The 15,084-nt window shown below is 69.5% G+C and carries 19 protein-coding genes; 7 read left to right on the plus strand and 12 right to left on the minus strand.

Features of this window, described 5'->3' with window-relative positions; genetic code table 11:
• Nucleotides 1–4: 4 nt before the first annotated feature.
• On the plus strand, nucleotides 5–412 hold the full coding sequence (locus tag ABFX45_RS24130; RefSeq protein WP_346132039.1) for an ester cyclase: 408 nt from the start codon (nucleotides 5–7) through the stop codon (nucleotides 410–412).
• Between the two features lie 6 nt (nucleotides 413–418).
• On the opposite strand, the gene ABFX45_RS24135 is transcribed toward ABFX45_RS24130, so the two are convergent.
• Both ABFX45_RS24135 and ABFX45_RS24140 read right to left on the minus strand, forming a co-directional pair.
• Nucleotides 419–2,125 (minus strand): substrate-binding domain-containing protein, encoded by a 1,707-nt coding sequence (locus ABFX45_RS24135; RefSeq protein ID WP_346132041.1) that lies wholly within the window; start codon nucleotides 2,123–2,125, stop codon nucleotides 419–421.
• Nucleotides 2,126–2,188: 63 nt separating this feature from the next.
• Nucleotides 2,189–3,004 (minus strand): 3-methyladenine DNA glycosylase, encoded by an 816-nt coding sequence (locus tag ABFX45_RS24140; protein WP_233439587.1) that lies wholly within the window; start codon nucleotides 3,002–3,004, stop codon nucleotides 2,189–2,191.
• A gap of 77 nt (nucleotides 3,005–3,081) precedes the next feature.
• On the opposite strand from ABFX45_RS24140, the gene ABFX45_RS24145 reads away from it, so the two are divergent.
• Nucleotides 3,082–3,534 (plus strand): iron chaperone, encoded by a 453-nt coding sequence (locus tag ABFX45_RS24145; RefSeq protein ID WP_109637277.1) that lies wholly within the window; start codon nucleotides 3,082–3,084, stop codon nucleotides 3,532–3,534.
• Here ABFX45_RS24145 and ABFX45_RS24150 read toward each other — a convergent pair.
• Genes ABFX45_RS24150 through ABFX45_RS24160 form a run of 3 tightly spaced genes read right to left on the minus strand, consistent with a single transcriptional unit; the run spans nucleotide 3,509 to nucleotide 4,558 of the window.
• Nucleotides 3,509–3,754, minus strand: coding sequence for a hypothetical protein (locus tag ABFX45_RS24150; RefSeq protein WP_109637279.1), 246 nt, complete (start codon nucleotides 3,752–3,754; stop codon nucleotides 3,509–3,511). The genes ABFX45_RS24145 and ABFX45_RS24150 overlap by 26 nt on opposite strands.
• A gap of 10 nt (nucleotides 3,755–3,764) precedes the next feature.
• On the minus strand, nucleotides 3,765–4,130 hold the full coding sequence (locus ABFX45_RS24155) for an Imm63 family immunity protein (RefSeq protein ID WP_170154974.1): 366 nt from the start codon (nucleotides 4,128–4,130) through the stop codon (nucleotides 3,765–3,767).
• Nucleotides 4,127–4,558 (minus strand): winged helix-turn-helix transcriptional regulator, encoded by a 432-nt coding sequence (locus ABFX45_RS24160; RefSeq protein WP_109637284.1) that lies wholly within the window; start codon nucleotides 4,556–4,558, stop codon nucleotides 4,127–4,129. Before ABFX45_RS24160 ends, ABFX45_RS24155 begins: the two co-directional genes overlap by 4 nt.
• An 80-nt stretch (nucleotides 4,559–4,638) precedes the next feature.
• On the opposite strand from ABFX45_RS24160, the gene ABFX45_RS24165 reads away from it, so the two are divergent.
• Entirely contained in the window at nucleotides 4,639–5,295 is a 657-nt protein-coding gene (locus ABFX45_RS24165; protein WP_346132045.1) for an SDR family oxidoreductase, read from the plus strand.
• A gap of 250 nt (nucleotides 5,296–5,545) precedes the next feature.
• Complete coding sequence (locus ABFX45_RS24170; RefSeq protein ID WP_346132047.1) at nucleotides 5,546–5,650, plus strand: multicopper oxidase domain-containing protein; 105 nt, start codon at nucleotides 5,546–5,548, stop codon at nucleotides 5,648–5,650.
• Here ABFX45_RS24170 and ABFX45_RS24175 read toward each other — a convergent pair.
• The 7 genes from ABFX45_RS24175 to ABFX45_RS24205 form a co-directional block, all read right to left on the minus strand.
• Nucleotides 5,647–6,129 (minus strand): GNAT family N-acetyltransferase, encoded by a 483-nt coding sequence (locus ABFX45_RS24175; RefSeq protein WP_346132050.1) that lies wholly within the window; start codon nucleotides 6,127–6,129, stop codon nucleotides 5,647–5,649. The two genes, ABFX45_RS24170 and ABFX45_RS24175, sit on opposite strands and share 4 nt — an antisense overlap.
• Entirely contained in the window at nucleotides 6,122–6,592 is a 471-nt protein-coding gene (locus ABFX45_RS24180; protein WP_346132052.1) for a dihydrofolate reductase family protein, read from the minus strand. Before ABFX45_RS24180 ends, ABFX45_RS24175 begins: the two co-directional genes overlap by 8 nt.
• Before the next feature lie 259 nt (nucleotides 6,593–6,851).
• The gene (locus tag ABFX45_RS24185; RefSeq protein WP_109637290.1) at nucleotides 6,852–7,424 is read right to left on the minus strand and encodes a dihydrofolate reductase family protein; all 573 of its coding nucleotides are present in this window, start codon (nucleotides 7,422–7,424) and stop codon (nucleotides 6,852–6,854) included.
• Nucleotides 7,425–7,444: 20 nt separating this feature from the next.
• A complete protein-coding gene (locus tag ABFX45_RS24190) occupies nucleotides 7,445–8,377 on the minus strand; it encodes an ornithine cyclodeaminase family protein (protein ID WP_346132054.1) in 933 nt (310 codons plus the stop codon).
• Nucleotides 8,378–8,471: 94 nt separating this feature from the next.
• Complete coding sequence (locus ABFX45_RS24195) at nucleotides 8,472–9,497, minus strand: hemolysin family protein (protein ID WP_233439588.1); 1,026 nt, start codon at nucleotides 9,495–9,497, stop codon at nucleotides 8,472–8,474.
• Complete coding sequence (locus tag ABFX45_RS24200) at nucleotides 9,494–10,801, minus strand: hemolysin family protein (RefSeq protein ID WP_346132057.1); 1,308 nt, start codon at nucleotides 10,799–10,801, stop codon at nucleotides 9,494–9,496. The genes ABFX45_RS24195 and ABFX45_RS24200 overlap by 4 nt, the downstream gene beginning before the upstream one ends.
• Before the next feature lie 108 nt (nucleotides 10,802–10,909).
• Nucleotides 10,910–11,926, minus strand: coding sequence for a LacI family DNA-binding transcriptional regulator (locus ABFX45_RS24205; RefSeq protein ID WP_346132059.1), 1,017 nt, complete (start codon nucleotides 11,924–11,926; stop codon nucleotides 10,910–10,912).
• 122 nt (nucleotides 11,927–12,048) lie between these two features.
• Here ABFX45_RS24205 and ABFX45_RS24210 point away from each other — a divergent pair, with 122 nt between their 5' ends.
• From ABFX45_RS24210 to ABFX45_RS24220, 3 genes are read left to right on the plus strand one after another with little or no spacing between them, the layout of a single operon-like run.
• On the plus strand, nucleotides 12,049–13,191 hold the full coding sequence (locus ABFX45_RS24210; protein ID WP_109637300.1) for a Gfo/Idh/MocA family protein: 1,143 nt from the start codon (nucleotides 12,049–12,051) through the stop codon (nucleotides 13,189–13,191).
• A gap of 22 nt (nucleotides 13,192–13,213) precedes the next feature.
• Nucleotides 13,214–14,218, plus strand: a complete 1,005-nt coding sequence (locus ABFX45_RS24215; protein WP_346132062.1) for a dihydrodipicolinate synthase family protein — start codon at nucleotides 13,214–13,216, stop codon at nucleotides 14,216–14,218.
• Nucleotides 14,191–15,006: a TIM barrel protein gene (locus ABFX45_RS24220; RefSeq protein ID WP_109637304.1), complete on the plus strand. Its 816-nt coding sequence runs from the start codon at nucleotides 14,191–14,193 to the stop codon at nucleotides 15,004–15,006. The genes ABFX45_RS24215 and ABFX45_RS24220 overlap by 28 nt, the downstream gene beginning before the upstream one ends.
• Nucleotides 15,007–15,084: the final 78 nt, after the last annotated feature.

Here is a 15,084-nt window from a genome sequence, read left to right on the forward strand (position 1 = left end):
GTTCATGTCGGGCCCAGCCGAAGCCGTCAGCACACGCAATGCCGAGGTCGTCCGCCGCTATCTCCGGGTCTTCGAGACGAGGAACGTCGCCGAGCTCGTCGCCGAGGACGTCCTCGTGCACGGCGCGACCTCTCACGTCCGCGGGCGGCACCACCCCGAACAGGCGGTGCTGACTCCGGGACTGTCCAACTGCCGCGTGCAGGTGGATGACTTCTTCGCTGCGGCCGACCGGGTGAGCGTGGCTTGCACGCTCACCTACACCCACGACCGCAGCGGCAAGGACCTCACCATGTCGGGCCTCAAGTCCTACCGGCTCCACGACGGCCGCGTCGTGGAGTTCTGGGGCGAGACCGACCTGTACGGCATGCTCCGCCAGGCAGGACTCCTGCCGGAGCAGATTCCGTCGTTCTGACCGCGGTCAGGCGTTCGTCGACAGCACCTGGCCGAGTGCCGCCTCGATCCCGTCGGGGTTCTCCACCACGGACACCGAACCGCCGGTGGTCTGCGCGATGTCGGTCAGCGCGCCCTTGTCGACCTCACCGCCGATGGCGATGAAGCTGACGGCCAGGTCCTTGCCGTGCAGGCGGCTCTTCAACGCCGCCAGGTCGATCCCGCCGTCCGAGGTGCCGTCGGTGATCACCACGACCCGGTTGACCCGCCCGGCCACGAAGCCGTCGTGCGCTGCCTCGTAGCAGGCCGCCAGCGAGCTGTAGAGCTGAGACCCGTCGGACGTCCTGAGCCCGTCGACGGCCCTGCGCAGCGCGTCGCGCTTCTCCGCCACCGGCCCTGTCCCGACGAGCTGCTTGTAGGGCTTGGCGCCGTCGAGGTCCCGCGCGAACTCCCAGAGCCCGAACGACCCGGACACCGATCTGTCGATCTGGCCGCGCAGCGCGGCCTTCACCTTGTCCAGCCGGGGTTTCATCGACGTCGACACGTCGGCCAGCACCGTCACGACCTGCCCACCGCGGTCCGCCGACGCCCAGGCCGACGAGATCTGCTGCGTGGTGGTCGCGTCCGCGGCGACGAGGTTCTCCGTGACAGCGGCCCAGGACACGCCGGGGGAGGGCGTCGGACGGTCCTGAGTGGACTCGACCCGCAACCCACCCTTCGCCAGGATCTTCTGCTGCTCGGGCTCGGTCATGAACTCGCGGAACGCCTGCGCCGCCCGCTCCTCCGCCTCGCCGACCTCGGAGCCGCCCAGCGCGATGTACGGGAAGTCCGCCACCGGCGCCGGTCCGACCGGAAGCACGCCCACGAGCGGCTTCGACGGGGCTTCCTTGCCGGTGTTGTGCTTGTAGAGGTCCACTTCGGACACCGGCGTGACGCTGAAGCCCGCCGCGTTGACCGTCGCGCTGTCACCCAGGCGCCGCAACGCGTCGCGCGTCGTCGGCGGCACCTCCGGCGGCACCGTGGCCGCGAGCTTCGTGAGCTTCGCCTTGGCGCTCTCCGAGTTGAGCGACTCGGCCGTGACGGGACCCTTGCCCTCGGCCAGCGCCGACTGGATCGCGAGCGCGGACGCCGTGTTCGCGGACGGGTCGGGCATGGCGACGCTGAACCGTCCCCACGACTGGCCGAACTTGTTCCAGTCCGTCACCTCGGGCATGTCCGACCAGCGGAAGTCCTTCAGCACGGGCGCCGCCGCCTCCGGTGCCGCGAGCAGCACGGGCGAGGTGCCGACGGACTTGGGCGCCGCGCCGACGAGCTTCGCGTTGAGCGCGCTCAGCCGGTTCGCCCACAACGTCGAGTCGGGCAGCCACGCGTGCGGCCGCTTGCCGAGCTTGGTCTCGTCCCACGTCGTCGTCAGCCCGTCCAGCACCGCGGACGAGTCCAGTGACGTCACCTCGATGGCGATGCAGTGGTCGTACACAACGGGCCGCGTGGCGCTCCACGCGCGCGCGACGTCGGCAACAGCCCCGGCAACACTCGGCGTCGCGGCGACGCGCAGCACCGAGTCGCCCTCGCTGCAGTTCTGGGCCAGCGCCCTGGCCCGGCTGTCGAGCACGCCACCGGCCCACGACCACGCCAGGTACCCGAGGCCGATCAGCACGACGAACACGACGATGAGCACGGGCCACTTGGCGATCCCGCGCCGCACCCTCGCCCGCAGCGCGCGGTGTCGAGACATCGATCCCTCACAACTACTCAGCGGCCCCCGACGACCGCCAATCACGCTAACAGGTGAACTCGCTCAGCGAAGTGAAGTCACTGTAAGTATCGACTGGCACACGAACACGAGCCGTTCTCGCAACGGTCGTGCCCGCTCGGCGAACGCCGCCTGCTGCCGCGCGTACTCCGCCCGTCCGTCGGGGGTCTCGATCGGCACGGGGTCGTACCCGAGTCCAGCCAGGTCGTACGGCGAGGCCCGCATGTCGAGCTCGCGCACGTCGGCTGCCAGCTCGAAACAGTCCGCGACCAGGTCGGACGGCGTGGCGGGCTCCATCTTGTAGGCCCACTTGAAGAGGTCCATGTTCGCGTGCAGGCACCCCGGCTGCTCGTTCGCGACCTGGTCCTCACGCGTGGGCTGGAGGGCGTTGCGAGGCCGCGCGGGCTGCGTGAAGAACCGGAACGCGTCGAAGTGCCCGCACTGGATCCGGCTGGCCTCCACCACCCGATCGGTCCCATCGCTGCCGAGCCGCAGCGGCCACGCGTTGTGCCTGATCTCCTCGGGCTCCTGCCGGTAGACCATGGCCCACTCGTGCAGCCCGAAACACCCGAGCCGCGGCGGCCGGCTGAGCGTCGCCGTGAGCAGCTGCCGCACGAACTCGACAGTCTTCGCGCGCTGCCCCAGGAAGCTCTCGACGTCGAGCGCGACACCGTCCGGCGTGGCCTTGTAGTGCGGAAACTCCAGGTACTCCGCCGCGTCCTCGAGGACGACACCCGGCCCCGGATGCCACCGTTCAAGCCGCACGGGCCGATGGCTGTAGTACGTGAAGAGGAAGTCCATCACCGGGTGCTTCTCCTTGCGAAGCTTCCGTTCCTGATGCGGACCCGTGAACCGCCTCATGCGTGCGACGTGCGCCTCGCGCAATTCGTGCCATTCGGCTCGGGTCAGGACCTCCACGAGCGATTACCGTACGCGCCATGGTGCAGAGCAAAGCCTCGACGGTCACCGAGTACCTCGCCGAACTGCCTGATGAGAGGCGTGCCGAGGTCAGCGCTGTGCGCGACGTCATTCTCGCCAGCCTGCCCGACGGCTACGTCGAGGGCGTGATGTGGGGAATGATCACGTGGTTCGTGCCGCTGGAGGTCAGCGGCCCGACCTACAACAAGCAGCCCCTCTCCTACGTGGCCCTGGCCGCCCAGAAGAACTACTACTCTGTCTACCTCACCACGGTGATGGGCCCAGGCGAGGAGTCGTTCCGCGAGCGCTACGAGGCCACCGGCAAGAAGCTGGACATGGGCAAGTCCTGCATCCGCTTCAAACGCGCCTCGGACCTGGCCCTCGACGTCATCGGCGAGGAGATCGCACGCCTGAGCGTCGACGACTTCCTCGGCTGGCACGACGCGGCTAGAGCGGCGGGACCAGCCCGTTGAACGTCCGCGCGCCGTTGCAGTGCGGGCACTCCCGCCCGTTGTCGACGGTCCGCGGCGCGCCTCCGATGAGCGCGAGCGTGGGCGCCGCGATGTAGCTGGCTCCTCCGCACAGGTGGCACACCGTGCGCGGCTCCGGCGTGACGGCGAAGAGGTCGTCGGCGTCTTCCTCGTCCTCGAAGTCGTCGTCCTCGGCGAACTCGTCCTCGTCGTCCTCACTCATGGTGCACAACCTAGTGGGTGGGCCTGGTCGCACGCGCGCGCTCCACCCACGCGGGGTTGAGCGTGCCCAGCAGCTCCTCCTGCCGCCGGAACGCGGTGAACCGCTGCTCCTCGCCCTCCACCGGATGCTCCACGGCGTACCCGTACGCCATGTTCCAGGTGACCTCGTACATCGCCCAGTACAGGATCTCGTCGAGCTCCGTCGTCTCCTTGGTGAACAGCCGCTTCCCGCGCTCGTACGCCGTGAGCCGGTACACCGGCCCCTCCGCGACCTCGATGAACGGGTGGCCGCCGTCGAAGTTCTCGAACCCGACGACCCACCTGGCACCGATCTGCCGCCGCATGGCTTCGAGCCGCGCGGCGAGCTCGTCCTTCACGACGCTGCCGGAATCGGTGCGGGGGTCAGCGACTCCGGCGTCGCCTCCTCGCCGCACGAAGCGCATACGACGCGCGGCTGGAGCACGTGGCCGCACGAGTGCTCCCACACGAGGGGGAGCGGGCCCTCGGTCACGTAGGCGTCGCCCCACTCCTTGAGCAGCAGCATCGTGTTGTGCAGCGCGCGCCCCGCCTCGGTCAGGTGGTACTCGTGGCGCGGCGGGTGGTCGGAATACGGGCGCTTCTCCAGCACGCCGGCGGCGACAAGCTTCTTCAGGCGCGCGGCGAGCACGTCGCGGGAGGCACCGGTGTTCGCCGCGATCTGGTCGAACCGGGTGTTGCCGAAGAAAATCTCGCGCAACGCGAGCAGCGACCAGCGTTCGCCCACGACTTCCAGTGCGTTCGCCATCGAGCAGGTTCGAGGTGCCATGTGACCATCCTAGCAGTGGGTTGGCAAATCCAACTGACACTCGCTACGGTGAGTTGGAAATCCCAACTCAGGAGGTAGTGATGGACTTCAACGGTGCTGTGGTGCTGGTGACCGGTGCCAACCGCGGGCTCGGCCGTGCGTTCGCCCGAGAGCTCGTGAAACAGGGGGCGAAGGTCTACGCCGGCGCGCGCAACCCGGTGTCCGTTGTGGACGACGGCGTGATCCCGGTCCAGCTCGACGTGACCGACGACGCGTCCGTCGCGGCCGCGGCCAAGGAGCTCGGCGACGTCTCGATCGTCATCAACAACGCGGGCGTGGCCATCGGCGGCGAGGACGTCGACAGCATCAGGACGGAGTTCGACGTCAACTTCTACGGCCTCGTCCGCATGACTGACCAGTTCGCGCCCATTCTGAAAGCCAATGGTGGCGGCGTCCTCGTCAACGTCCTGAGCGTCCTGTCCTTCATCGGCTGGCCGGGCGCGCGCGGTTACGCGGCGTCCAAGGCGGCGGGGTGGTCGCTGACGCAGTCGACGCGGGAAGCGTTGCGGGAACAGGGAACTCGCGTCATCGCCGTGCACGCCGGGTTCATCGACACGGACATGGCGTCGGGCGTCGACGCACCCAAGGTCGCGCCGGAGGACGTCGTTTCCCAGGTGCTGCAAGCGATTCGGAACGGCGATGACGAGGTCCTCGCCGACGACCTCACTCGTTCGGTGAAGGCCGCACTGGCCTCTTGAGACACTCCGCGCGCGGCACACGTGAGCATCGTTCGGAACTAGGTGTTCCCCCTGAACGTCCGGCGTAGGTTTCGCCGCATTTGTCGGACGTGCCAAGGGGAACAGCGATGCTCAGCAGACGAGGTGTGCTCGCGGCGGGAGGACTCGCGGCAGGCGTGTTCGGTGTGCCGCAACTGCTCGCGCCGGCCGGGGGTCTTCAAGCCCGGCGAACGCCCCGACGGCGTGATCAACGGCAAGCGAAACCGTCAAGGTGCAGGCCACCTTCACCGGCTACACCGGCCGCTACGTCTACCACTGCCACTTCCTCGAACACTCGTGGATCGGCATGATGGCGCAGCTGAAGATCGTGCCCTAACGCGTCAGCTCCCACACCACGTCAACACCGACCTCGTTGCCGAACGCCGGCTGGCGCGGCGGCGTGTGGCGGCCGACCTCGGTGAACCCGAGCCGCCGCGGCACGCCACCGCTCGCGATGTTGGCTTCGTCGTGCCAGATCTGAACTCTGCGCACACCGCCGAGCCCGAACGCGAACTCGACGAGCTCGGCGACCGCGCGGGTGGCGTGGCCGCGCCCGGTGTGGGCGGGATGCAGCCAGTAGCCGATCTCCACCACGTCACCCGCTCTGTCCGCACCGGCCACGCCCACGATGGCGCCGTCGACCGTGATCGCGTGGTTGAACAACGTCCCGTTCTCCCAGCCGACCTTCGACGCGGCGAGAAAGCCGGCGACGGACGAAGCGTCGTAGTCATCGGACACCCACGACACCCACGGCCGCAGATGCGCGAGCGACTCCGTCACGACCCGCAGCAACTCCGCCGCGTCAGCGTCATTCACCCTGCGAAGCCGCATCCCCATACTTCACTTTGTAGCGCAGGTGCGTGACCGAAGTGCTCTCGATCACCGACAGCGGCCCCTCCAGCTCGTACCCCTTGCCGGGCGCGAAGAACGGCGTGCCACCACCGAGGATCACCGGCACCAGATCGAGGAAGATCTCGTCCACCAGCCCGGCGTCGATGGCCTGCCGCGCCACCTCACCGGAGTTCAGCCCGACACCCTTGTCCCCGGCCTTGGCTTGTGCGATCTCGATCGCCTTCTCGATACCCTCGCTGCAGAACGTGAAGTGCTCGTTGTCCTCCAACGGCCTGTGGGTGAGCACAACGGTGTGCACGCCCAGCGGGTGCTGCCCGCCCCAGCCGTTGGTGAAGTCGTAGAGCTTGCGCCCCACCACCAGCGCCCCGGTCGCCTGGATGATCCCGCCGAAGTAGGCGGCGCTGGCCGGCGTGAGGTTGAAGGTCATCGTCCCCGTCGGCACCGTGAACGCCACATCGCCCGCCTCGTACCACCGGAACAGCTTGTCGAACCCGGAGAAGTCCGGCCCCGAGACGTACCCGTCGATCGAGGTGCTGGCGCCCGTGTAGCCTTGCCCATTTTCTGTGCCTCCCTGTGTGTGTCCGTCACCCCTACGTCGAACGGGACATCCGGATTTCGACAGGCTTCCGGTGGCACATACCGATCCGACCTGACTCACAGTCCACATCGGACGGATCGCGGCAGCGTCAGGCCGAAGATCCGTACCGCACCTTGTAACGAAGGTGCGTGACCCCGACCCCCTCCACCACGGACAGCGGCCCTTCCAGCTCGTACCCCTTGCCCGGCGCGAAGAACGGCGTGCCACCACCGAGGATCACCGGCACCAGGTCGAGGCAGATCTCCTCCAGCAGCCCCGCGTCGAGCGCCTGCCGGGCCATCTGCCCGCTGTTGACCACGACGTCCTTGTCCCCGGCGTGCTCGCGCGCGATCTCGACCGCCCGCTCGATGCCCTCGGTGCAGAACGTGAAGTGCTCGTTGTCCTCCAACGGCCGATGCGTCAACACCACTGTGTGCGACCCAACAGGCGACGTCCCACCCCACCCGCCCGTGTGGTCGTAAAGCGTCCGCCCCACCACCCCGGCCCCGGTGTTCGCGAGCAGCGCACCGTAGTAGTCCGCGCTGGCCTGCGACGTCCGCATCCCGGCCACCTCGACGTCCCCGGAGCTGAACCACTTGAACAGGTGCTCGAACCCGGAGAAGTCCGGCCCCGAGACGTACCCGTCGATCGACGTGCTGGCCCCCGTGTAAACCCTGCTCATCGCCCTGCCTCCCGTGTGGCTCACCGCCGGCTCATCCCCACGTCGAACACGGCAGGCGACTTTCGACACGCGTTGCGATAAACGTGCCACGCGATCACCAGATCCTGCATCGGCAACCCGGCCGGGCTGTACACCGTGACCTGATCCGCACTGCTCCGCCCAGCATGCTCCCCGCGCAACACCGCCCCGATCGTCGTGTCCGCGGCAACGTGCGCCAGCCCGGCATCATCCACCACGACCAGCGCGCCAGCCAGCAACTCCGGCGCCAGCTCGGCCTTGCCCGGCTCATCCGCCCCGAGGCTGGTGACGTGGGTGCCCGGCGGAACCCGGTGCAACACCGGCTCCCGCGACCACGTCGCCATCAACACGATCTCCCCGACGCCTCCCGACGCGTCGCCCGCCACGGCCGTGATGCCGAGCCCCGCCGCCCACGCCACGAACTCCACCTCCGCCGCGGGGTTCGTGTCCCGCACCTCCACCGAGTCGATCGGCCGGAGTGCGGCCAGCGCCTCCAGCTGCGCGCGGCCCTGGGCTCCGGCGCCGATCACCGTCACGGTGCGGGCGTCGGGGCGCGCGAGCAGGTGGGCTCCCAGCGCGCCGCCCAGCCCGGTGCGCAGCGCTGTCAGGCCGGCGCTGTCGATCAGGGCCAGCAGGTCGCCGGTCTCCAGGTCGTGCAGGCAGATCACGCCGGTGATGGCGGGGGAGCGGTTCGGGTTCTTGGCGTGCACCTTCACCGTGTAGGCGGGGATGCCCGGCGCCAGCCCCGGCACCAGGATCATGGCCGTGACATCCGGCGTCACAGGCACCCGCACCCGTTGCCCTGGACCCGCCGCGCCCACCGGGCCTGCCGCGCCCACCGGGCCTGCCGAGCCCGCCCGCAGCGCCTCCGTCAGCTCCACCGCCAGCCGCGGCAGGTCCACCTCGACGTCCCCGGCCCCCAGCACCACCGCCATACCCACACCCTCCCCGGAGTCGCTCCCCGCCACGCGTTCCTCGTATAGCGAGAGAAACGAAACAGCGTTTCGATGACACCCCGATCAGGTGAAGCTAGACCCAGCGGACGTGCGTCCCGTCCCGGACGGTGCCGACGTACTCCTCCAGCAGGTCCTCCAACGCCACGACACCGCGCACCGCACCGTCGGCATCCACCACGCGCGCGAGGTGCGACTGCGCACGGCGCAACGCGGCCAGCGCCTCGTCCAGACGAGCGTCCACGGGCACCTCGGGCAGGCCGCGCACCCGAGCGCGCGGCACCGGAGTCGCCGCGCCCTCCAGGTCCAGCACGTCCTTGACGTGCAGATACCCGATCAAGCCGGTGTCCGACAGCACCGGGAACCGCGAGAACCCGGTGGCCGCCACCGCGGCCTCGATCTCACCGACCGTCGGTGAAGCCGACACCGTCGTCAGCCGCTCCAGCGGCACCAGCACGTCGGCCACCGTGCGCTCGGCCGAGGACAGCGTCTGCGCCAGCCGCCGGTGCTCGGAGTCCTCCAGCAACCCCTCCGACCGCGACTGCCCGATCAGCAGGGCCAGCTCGTCCGGCGTGTAGGCCGACTCCAGCTCGTCGACGGGCTCGACGCCGAAGCGGCGCAGCACCCACCGCCCGACAGCGGTGAACAGCGCCAGCGCCGGCGCGATCATCCGCGAGAAGCCGTAGTGCACCGGAACCAGCCACACCGCGGCCCGCTCCGGGCCGGCGATCGCCAGGTTCTTCGGCACCATCTCGCCGAGGATCGTGTGCAGCGCGACGACGATGACCAGCGCCACCGCGAACGCCACACCGTGCACCACGGCCAACGGCAGTCCAATGGCGCTGAGGGGACCCTCAAGTACAGAAGCCAACGCGGGCTCGGCGATCGCACCCAGCCCCAGAGAACACAACGTGATGCCCAGCTGCGCGCCCGCGATCAGCAACGGCAGCTGCTGCGAAGCCTTGATCGCGGTACGGGCGCGTGAAGAACCCTTGTCCGCCAACGCTTCCAACCGGTCCCGTCGCGCGGTGATCACCGCGAACTCGGCGCCGACGAAGAAGGCGTTGCCCGCCAGCAACAACACGACGATGAAGAAGTTCACGACGACACCACCCGCAGCTCGGCCACGCGATGGCGGTCCATCCGCATGACGGTCACCCGCCATCCGTCGACCCGGATCTCGTCGCCGACATCCGGAATGCGCCCGAGCCGGGCCAGCACGAGCCCGGCCAGCGTCTCGTAGTCACCGACGGGCATGCGGAACCCGGTCGCCTCGGCCACCTCGTCGTCCCGCAGCAGCCCGGACACGAGCCAGCTGCCCTTGCCCAGCGACCGCACCGGCGGGGCCTCGCCGCGGTCGTGCTCGTCGCGCACGTCGCCGACGATCTCCTCGACCACGTCCTCCAGCGTCACCATGCCCGCCGTGCCGCCGTACTCGTCCACGACCAGCGCCGTCTGCAGGCCCGAAGCCCGCAGCCGGTCCAGCAGCGCGTCGCCCTCCAGCGTCTCCGGCACCGAGGTGACCGGCCGCGTCAGAGCGGAGAGAGGAGTCGTCCCGCGCAGAGCGGCGGGCACGGCGAACGCCTGCTTCACGTGCACCATGCCGCGTACTTCGTCCAGCGACCCGTCGTGCACCGGAAATCGCGAGAACCCGGTCTCGCGCGCCTTCAGCACGAGATCAGCAACGGTCGCGTCGGCCCGCAAAGCCTCCACTCGCACGCGCGGCGTCATGAGCTCATCCGCGGTCCGGTCACCGAACCGCAGCGACCGGTCCAGCAGCACCGCGGTGCCCTGGTCCAGCGTCCCGTGCTCGGCAGACGTGCGGACGAGAGCGCCCAGCTCCTCGGGTGAACGAGCCGACGCGAGCTCCTCGACCGGCTCGACGCCGAAGCGGCGGACCAGCCAGTTCGCCGAGTTGTTCATCCAGTTGATCAGCCACCGGAACACTGTGGAGAACCCCGCCTGGATCCCCACGACCAGGCGCGCGGTCTGCAGCGGCCGGGCGATCGCGAGGTTCTTCGGGACCAGCTCGCCGAACACCATCGACAACGCCGTGGCGATCGCGAGCGCCAGAGCCAGCGACAGACCGCCGGCCACCGCCACCGGCACGCCGAGCGCGGTCAGGCCGGGTTCGATCAGGGACGCGATCGCGGGCTCCGCGATGTACCCGGTGATCAGCGTGGTCAGCGTGATCGCGAGCTGCGCGCCGGAGAGCTGGAAGGACAACGTCCGATGCGCGCGGTCGATGGTCCGCGCCTTCGCGTCACCGACCTCGGCGACGTGCCGCTCGACGGTGCTGCGTTCCAGAGCGGTCAGCGAGAACTCCGCCGCCACCGCGATGAAGGTGCCCGCGGTCAGCGCCACGACGGCGACCAGACCGAGCACGCTCAACAGGACTCCGGTCACCTACGCGCTCCAACGGAACAAGGGACCGGGTTGGTATGCCAGCCGGGGCCAGACCCCATGGGGACGGCTCAACTCCTCATGACTAAGTACGTGAACAGCCAGACGAGTCTAATTGTGGGCAGTGGACGCCCTGAGCACCACCTCGCCCGCCACCCGGACGGTGCGTGCCTCGTCACCGCCCGGATCCAGCACGAGACCTGCGGCGATCTCGCCCATCTCCTCCAGCGGCAGCCGCACCGTCGACAGCGCGGGCACCGTGTCGCGCAGCGTCGGGATGTCGTCGAACCCGGCGATCGACATGTCCTCCGGCACCCGCACGCCACGCTCGCGCAACGCGGCCATCGCACCCATCGCCATCACGTCGGTCACGGCGAACACGCAGGTGGCGCGCGACTTCGACGACAGCAGCTCCAGCGCGGCCTCGTATCCGCCGTCGCGCGTGAACGCGCCGTTGATCACCAACGGCGGCGCGACGCCGGCGTCCGCGAGCCCCGCCTTGAACCCGGCGAGCCGATCACGTGCCACGAACAGTTCGGAGGGGCCGGCCAGCACGGCGAACCTCTTGTGACCGAGCTCGGTCAGCGCACGGGCCAGCGCCCGGCCGCCCGCGCGGTTGCCGGGGACGACCGTGTCGGTGCCGAGCTTCGCCTGCGACACGCACGCGACACGCCCGCCCTGTTCGGTGAACGCGTCGATCTCCGCCGCCAGCCGCGCCTGCGCCGTGCGGTCGGTCGTCCGCGAACCGGCCAGCACGATCGCCCGCGCCCGGTGCGCCCGCAGTGTGGAGACCAGCTCCACCTCGCGTTCGGGCCGCCGCCCGGTCGTGCCCAGCACGACGACGAGCCCTGCCTCCTCGGCCACGCGGGTCACGCCCGCCGCGATGCAGGAGAAGTACGGGTCGGTGATGTCGTGGACGACCAGGCCGACGAGGGAGCTGGAGTTGCGGGCCAGCGCCTGCGCGGACGCGTTCGGCACGTAGCCGAGCTGCTCCGCCGTGCGCAGGACGCGGTCGCTCAGCTCCTCGCTCACCTGCCGCGTGCTGCCGTTGAGCACGCGCGAGGCCGTCGCCAGCGACACCCCAGCCTGCTTGGCCACCTCGGCAAGCGTCACCTGTCGGGCGGACACGACCACCTCCGTCAACGTGCATGTGAGCGCTGAGACTAACTCGCGCGGAGGTTGACGGCCGTCAAGTGCCGCGATTAGCGTGGCGGGAAAGCGCTTTCCAGCGCTGCTACCAGGGAGGTGTGATGGCGGTTCGGACCATCGGAGTGGCGGTCAACGGCGTCACCGGGCGGATGGGATATCGCCAGCACCTGGTCCGGTCCCTCCTCCCGCTGCGCGAAGAAGGCGTGCGGTTGCCGGACGGGACCGTGATCAAGGTCGAACCCGTGCTCGTCGGGCGCAACGCCGACAAGCTCAAGGAGATCGCGGAACGGCACGACCTCGCGCGCTGGACCACCGACCTCGACGGGGCGCTCGCGGACCCGGACGTCGAGATCTACTTCGACTCGCAGGTCACGTCCAGGCACGTCGAGTCGATCACCAAGGCCATCGAGGCCGGCAAGCACGTCTACACCGAGAAGCCGGTCAGCGAGACGGTCGAGGAAGCGCTCGGGCTGGCCGCGCTCGCCGACGCCAAGGGCGTGAAGCACGGCGTCGTGGCGGACAAGCTCTACCTGCCCGGCATCCGCAAGCTCAAGCGGCTGATCGACGGCGGCTTCTTCGGCCGGATCCTCAGCGTGCGCGGCGAGTTCGGCTACTGGGTCTTCGAGGGCGACTGGCAGCCCGCGCAGCGCCCGAGCTGGAACTACCGGGCGGAGGACGGCGGCGGCATCGTCGCCGACATGTTCTGCCACTGGAGCTACCTGCTCCACGACCTCTTCGGCCGCGTCGAGGCGGTCACGGCGAAGGCCGTCACCCACATCCCCAGGCGCTGGGACGAGCAGAACAACGCCTACGACGCGACCGCCGACGACGCCGCGTACGGCATCTTCGAGATCGAGAACGGCGTCATCGCCCAGATCAACTCGTCCTGGTGCGTGCGCGTGCGCCGCGACGAGCTCGTCGAGTTCCAAGTGGACGGCACCGAGGGGAGTGCGGTCGCGGGGCTGCGCGAGTGCTTCGTGCAGTCCCGCGCCGTCACGCCGAAGCCGGTGTGGAACCCGGATCTCCCGGTCACGCACCCGTTCCGCGACCAGTGGCAGCAGGTGCCGGACAACGAGGACTTCGACAACGGCTTCAAGGTGCAGTGGGCGGAGTTCCTGCGGCACGTCTACCAGGGCACGCCGTTCCCACACGACTTCCGCGCGGGCGCACGGGGTGTCGCGCTGGCCGCCGCCGGTCTGCAGTCCTCTTCGGAGGGTCGCCGCGTGGAGATCCGCAATGTCTAGCCAAGATCAACATGTCCGGACTGTGTTCGCCGCGGCACACGTCGTGGCGAAGGACGAGCGCACGGTCGACTGGGACGCGACGCTGAAGTTCCGGCACCACCTCTGGTCGCACGGCCTGGGCGTCGCGGAGGCGATGGACACCGCGCAGCGCGGCATGGGCCTCGACTGGCCGACCGCCGCCGAGCTGATCCGCCGCAGCGCCGCGGAGAAGGCCGGGCGGATCTGCGCGGGCGTCGCGACCGACCACCTCACCGGTGAGCCCGGCCTGGACGACGTGCTGAAGGCCTACCTGGAGCAGCTCGACGTCGTGCAGGAGGCGGGCGCGCAGCCCGTGCTGATGTGTTCCCGGCAGCTCGCGGCGTGCGCGAAGGGCCCGGAGGACTACGAGAAGGTCTACGGCACGCTGCTCGACAGCGTCAGCGAGCCGGTCATCCTGCACTGGCTCGGCACGGCGTTCGACCCGGCGCTGGAAGGCTACTGGGGCTCGGCCGAGGTCGACAGGGCCACCGACAACTTCCTGTCGATCATCGCGGCACGCCCGGACAAGGTCGACGGCGTGAAGGTGTCGCTGCTCGACGCGGGCCACGAGATCGGCCTGCGCCGCCGGCTCCCGGCCGGGGTCCGCTGCTACACCGGTGACGACTTCAACTACCCGGACCTGATCTCGGGCGACGAGCACGGCCACAGCGACGCGCTGCTCGGCATCTTCGACCCGATCGCCCCGGTGGCGGCGAAAGCTCTCGCGAAACTCGCCGAGGGTGACACCGCGGAGTTCCACCGAATCATGGCGCCGACGGTTCCGTTGTCGCGCCATCTGTTCAGCACGCCGACCTACTACTACAAAACCGGCGTGGTGTTCCTGGCGTGGCTGGCCGGGCACCAGGAACGATTCCTGTTGCTCGACGGCCTGGAATCCGCGCGCAGCGTCGAGCACCTCGCCGAGGCGAAGCGGCTCGCCGAGATCGCCGGTGTCATCGACCCCGATTTCGCTGAAGGGCGGTGGCAGCAGTGGCTCGCCTCTCGTTGAACCAGGCGACGATCAAGCGCGCGACGGTCGCCGAAGCCGTCGAAGGCTGCGTGCGGCACGGCATCGAGGCGATCGGGCTGTGGCGGGAACCGGTCGCGGACCACGGCCTGGAACGCACCGCGAAACTCGTCGCGGACGCGGGCCTGCGGGTGTCGTCGTTGTGCCGCGGCGGGTTTCTGACCGCGGTCGACAACCGCGCCGCGATGGACGACAACCGGCGAGCGATCGAAGAAGCGGCGACGCTGCGCACCGACACGCTGGTCATGGTCGTCGGCGGTGTCGCGGGCGACAAGGACCTGATCGGCGCACGTCAACGCGTCGCGGACGCGATCGCGGAGCTGTCCGTTGAGGCGAAGTCGGCGGGCGTGACGCTGGCGCTGGAGCCGATGCACCCGGTGTTCTGCGCGGATCGTGGCGTGCTGTCGACGCTGGCGCAGGCGCTGGACATCGCCGAGAAGCACGAGTCGGTCGGCGTCGTCGTGGACGCGCTGCACGTGTGGTGGGACCCGGACCTCGACGCGCAGATCGTGCGCGCGGGGGAGCGCATCGCGTCGTACCAGGTGTGCGACTGGCTCACGCCGGTGCCGGCGGACGTGCTGCTGGGCCGCGGTTATCCGGGCGATGGCGACATCGACCTGGACCGTCTGACCAGGCACGTCGCCGCGACGGGATATTCGAGGGACGTCGAGGTGGAGATCTTCAACGCCGACATCTGGGCGGCGGACTTCGACGAGGTGATCAAGGAGGTTTCACGCAGGTACCACTCCATTGTGGAACCGGCGCTGTAGAGAAACGCGGGGAAGCCGGTCGTCGACGGCGGCGACGACCGACCCCGGCGTTGGTATGTATATATCCGAAAACCAGAG

It is taken from the genome of Lentzea roselyniae, assembly GCF_039537795.1.
In the GTDB taxonomy this organism is placed as follows: Bacteria; Actinomycetota; Actinomycetes; order Mycobacteriales; family Pseudonocardiaceae; genus Lentzea; species Lentzea atacamensis.

Coding starts and splice junctions, on each gene's coding strand:
- ABFX45_RS24150 (WP_109637279.1), bottom strand. CDS start 3,754: ATGAGTGAGGACGACGAGGACGAGTTCGCCGAGGACGACGACTTCGAG.
- ABFX45_RS24190 (WP_346132054.1), bottom strand. CDS start 8,377: ATGGCGGTGGTGCTGGGGGCCGGGGACGTCGAGGTGGACCTGCCGCGG.
- ABFX45_RS24165 (WP_346132045.1), top strand. CDS start 4,639: ATGGACTTCAACGGTGCTGTGGTGCTGGTGACCGGTGCCAACCGCGGG.
- ABFX45_RS24210 (WP_109637300.1), top strand. CDS start 12,049: ATGGCGGTTCGGACCATCGGAGTGGCGGTCAACGGCGTCACCGGGCGG.
- ABFX45_RS24130 (WP_346132039.1), top strand. CDS start 5: ATGTCGGGCCCAGCCGAAGCCGTCAGCACACGCAATGCCGAGGTCGTC.
- ABFX45_RS24160 (WP_109637284.1), bottom strand. CDS start 4,558: ATGGCACCTCGAACCTGCTCGATGGCGAACGCACTGGAAGTCGTGGGC.
- ABFX45_RS24180 (WP_346132052.1), bottom strand. CDS start 6,592: ATGACCTTCAACCTCACGCCGGCCAGCGCCGCCTACTTCGGCGGGATC.
- ABFX45_RS24140 (WP_233439587.1), bottom strand. CDS start 3,004: ATGAGGCGGTTCACGGGTCCGCATCAGGAACGGAAGCTTCGCAAGGAG.
- ABFX45_RS24145 (WP_109637277.1), top strand. CDS start 3,082: ATGGTGCAGAGCAAAGCCTCGACGGTCACCGAGTACCTCGCCGAACTG.
- ABFX45_RS24185 (WP_109637290.1), bottom strand. CDS start 7,424: ATGAGCAGGGTTTACACGGGGGCCAGCACGTCGATCGACGGGTACGTC.
- ABFX45_RS24135 (WP_346132041.1), bottom strand. CDS start 2,125: ATGTCTCGACACCGCGCGCTGCGGGCGAGGGTGCGGCGCGGGATCGCC.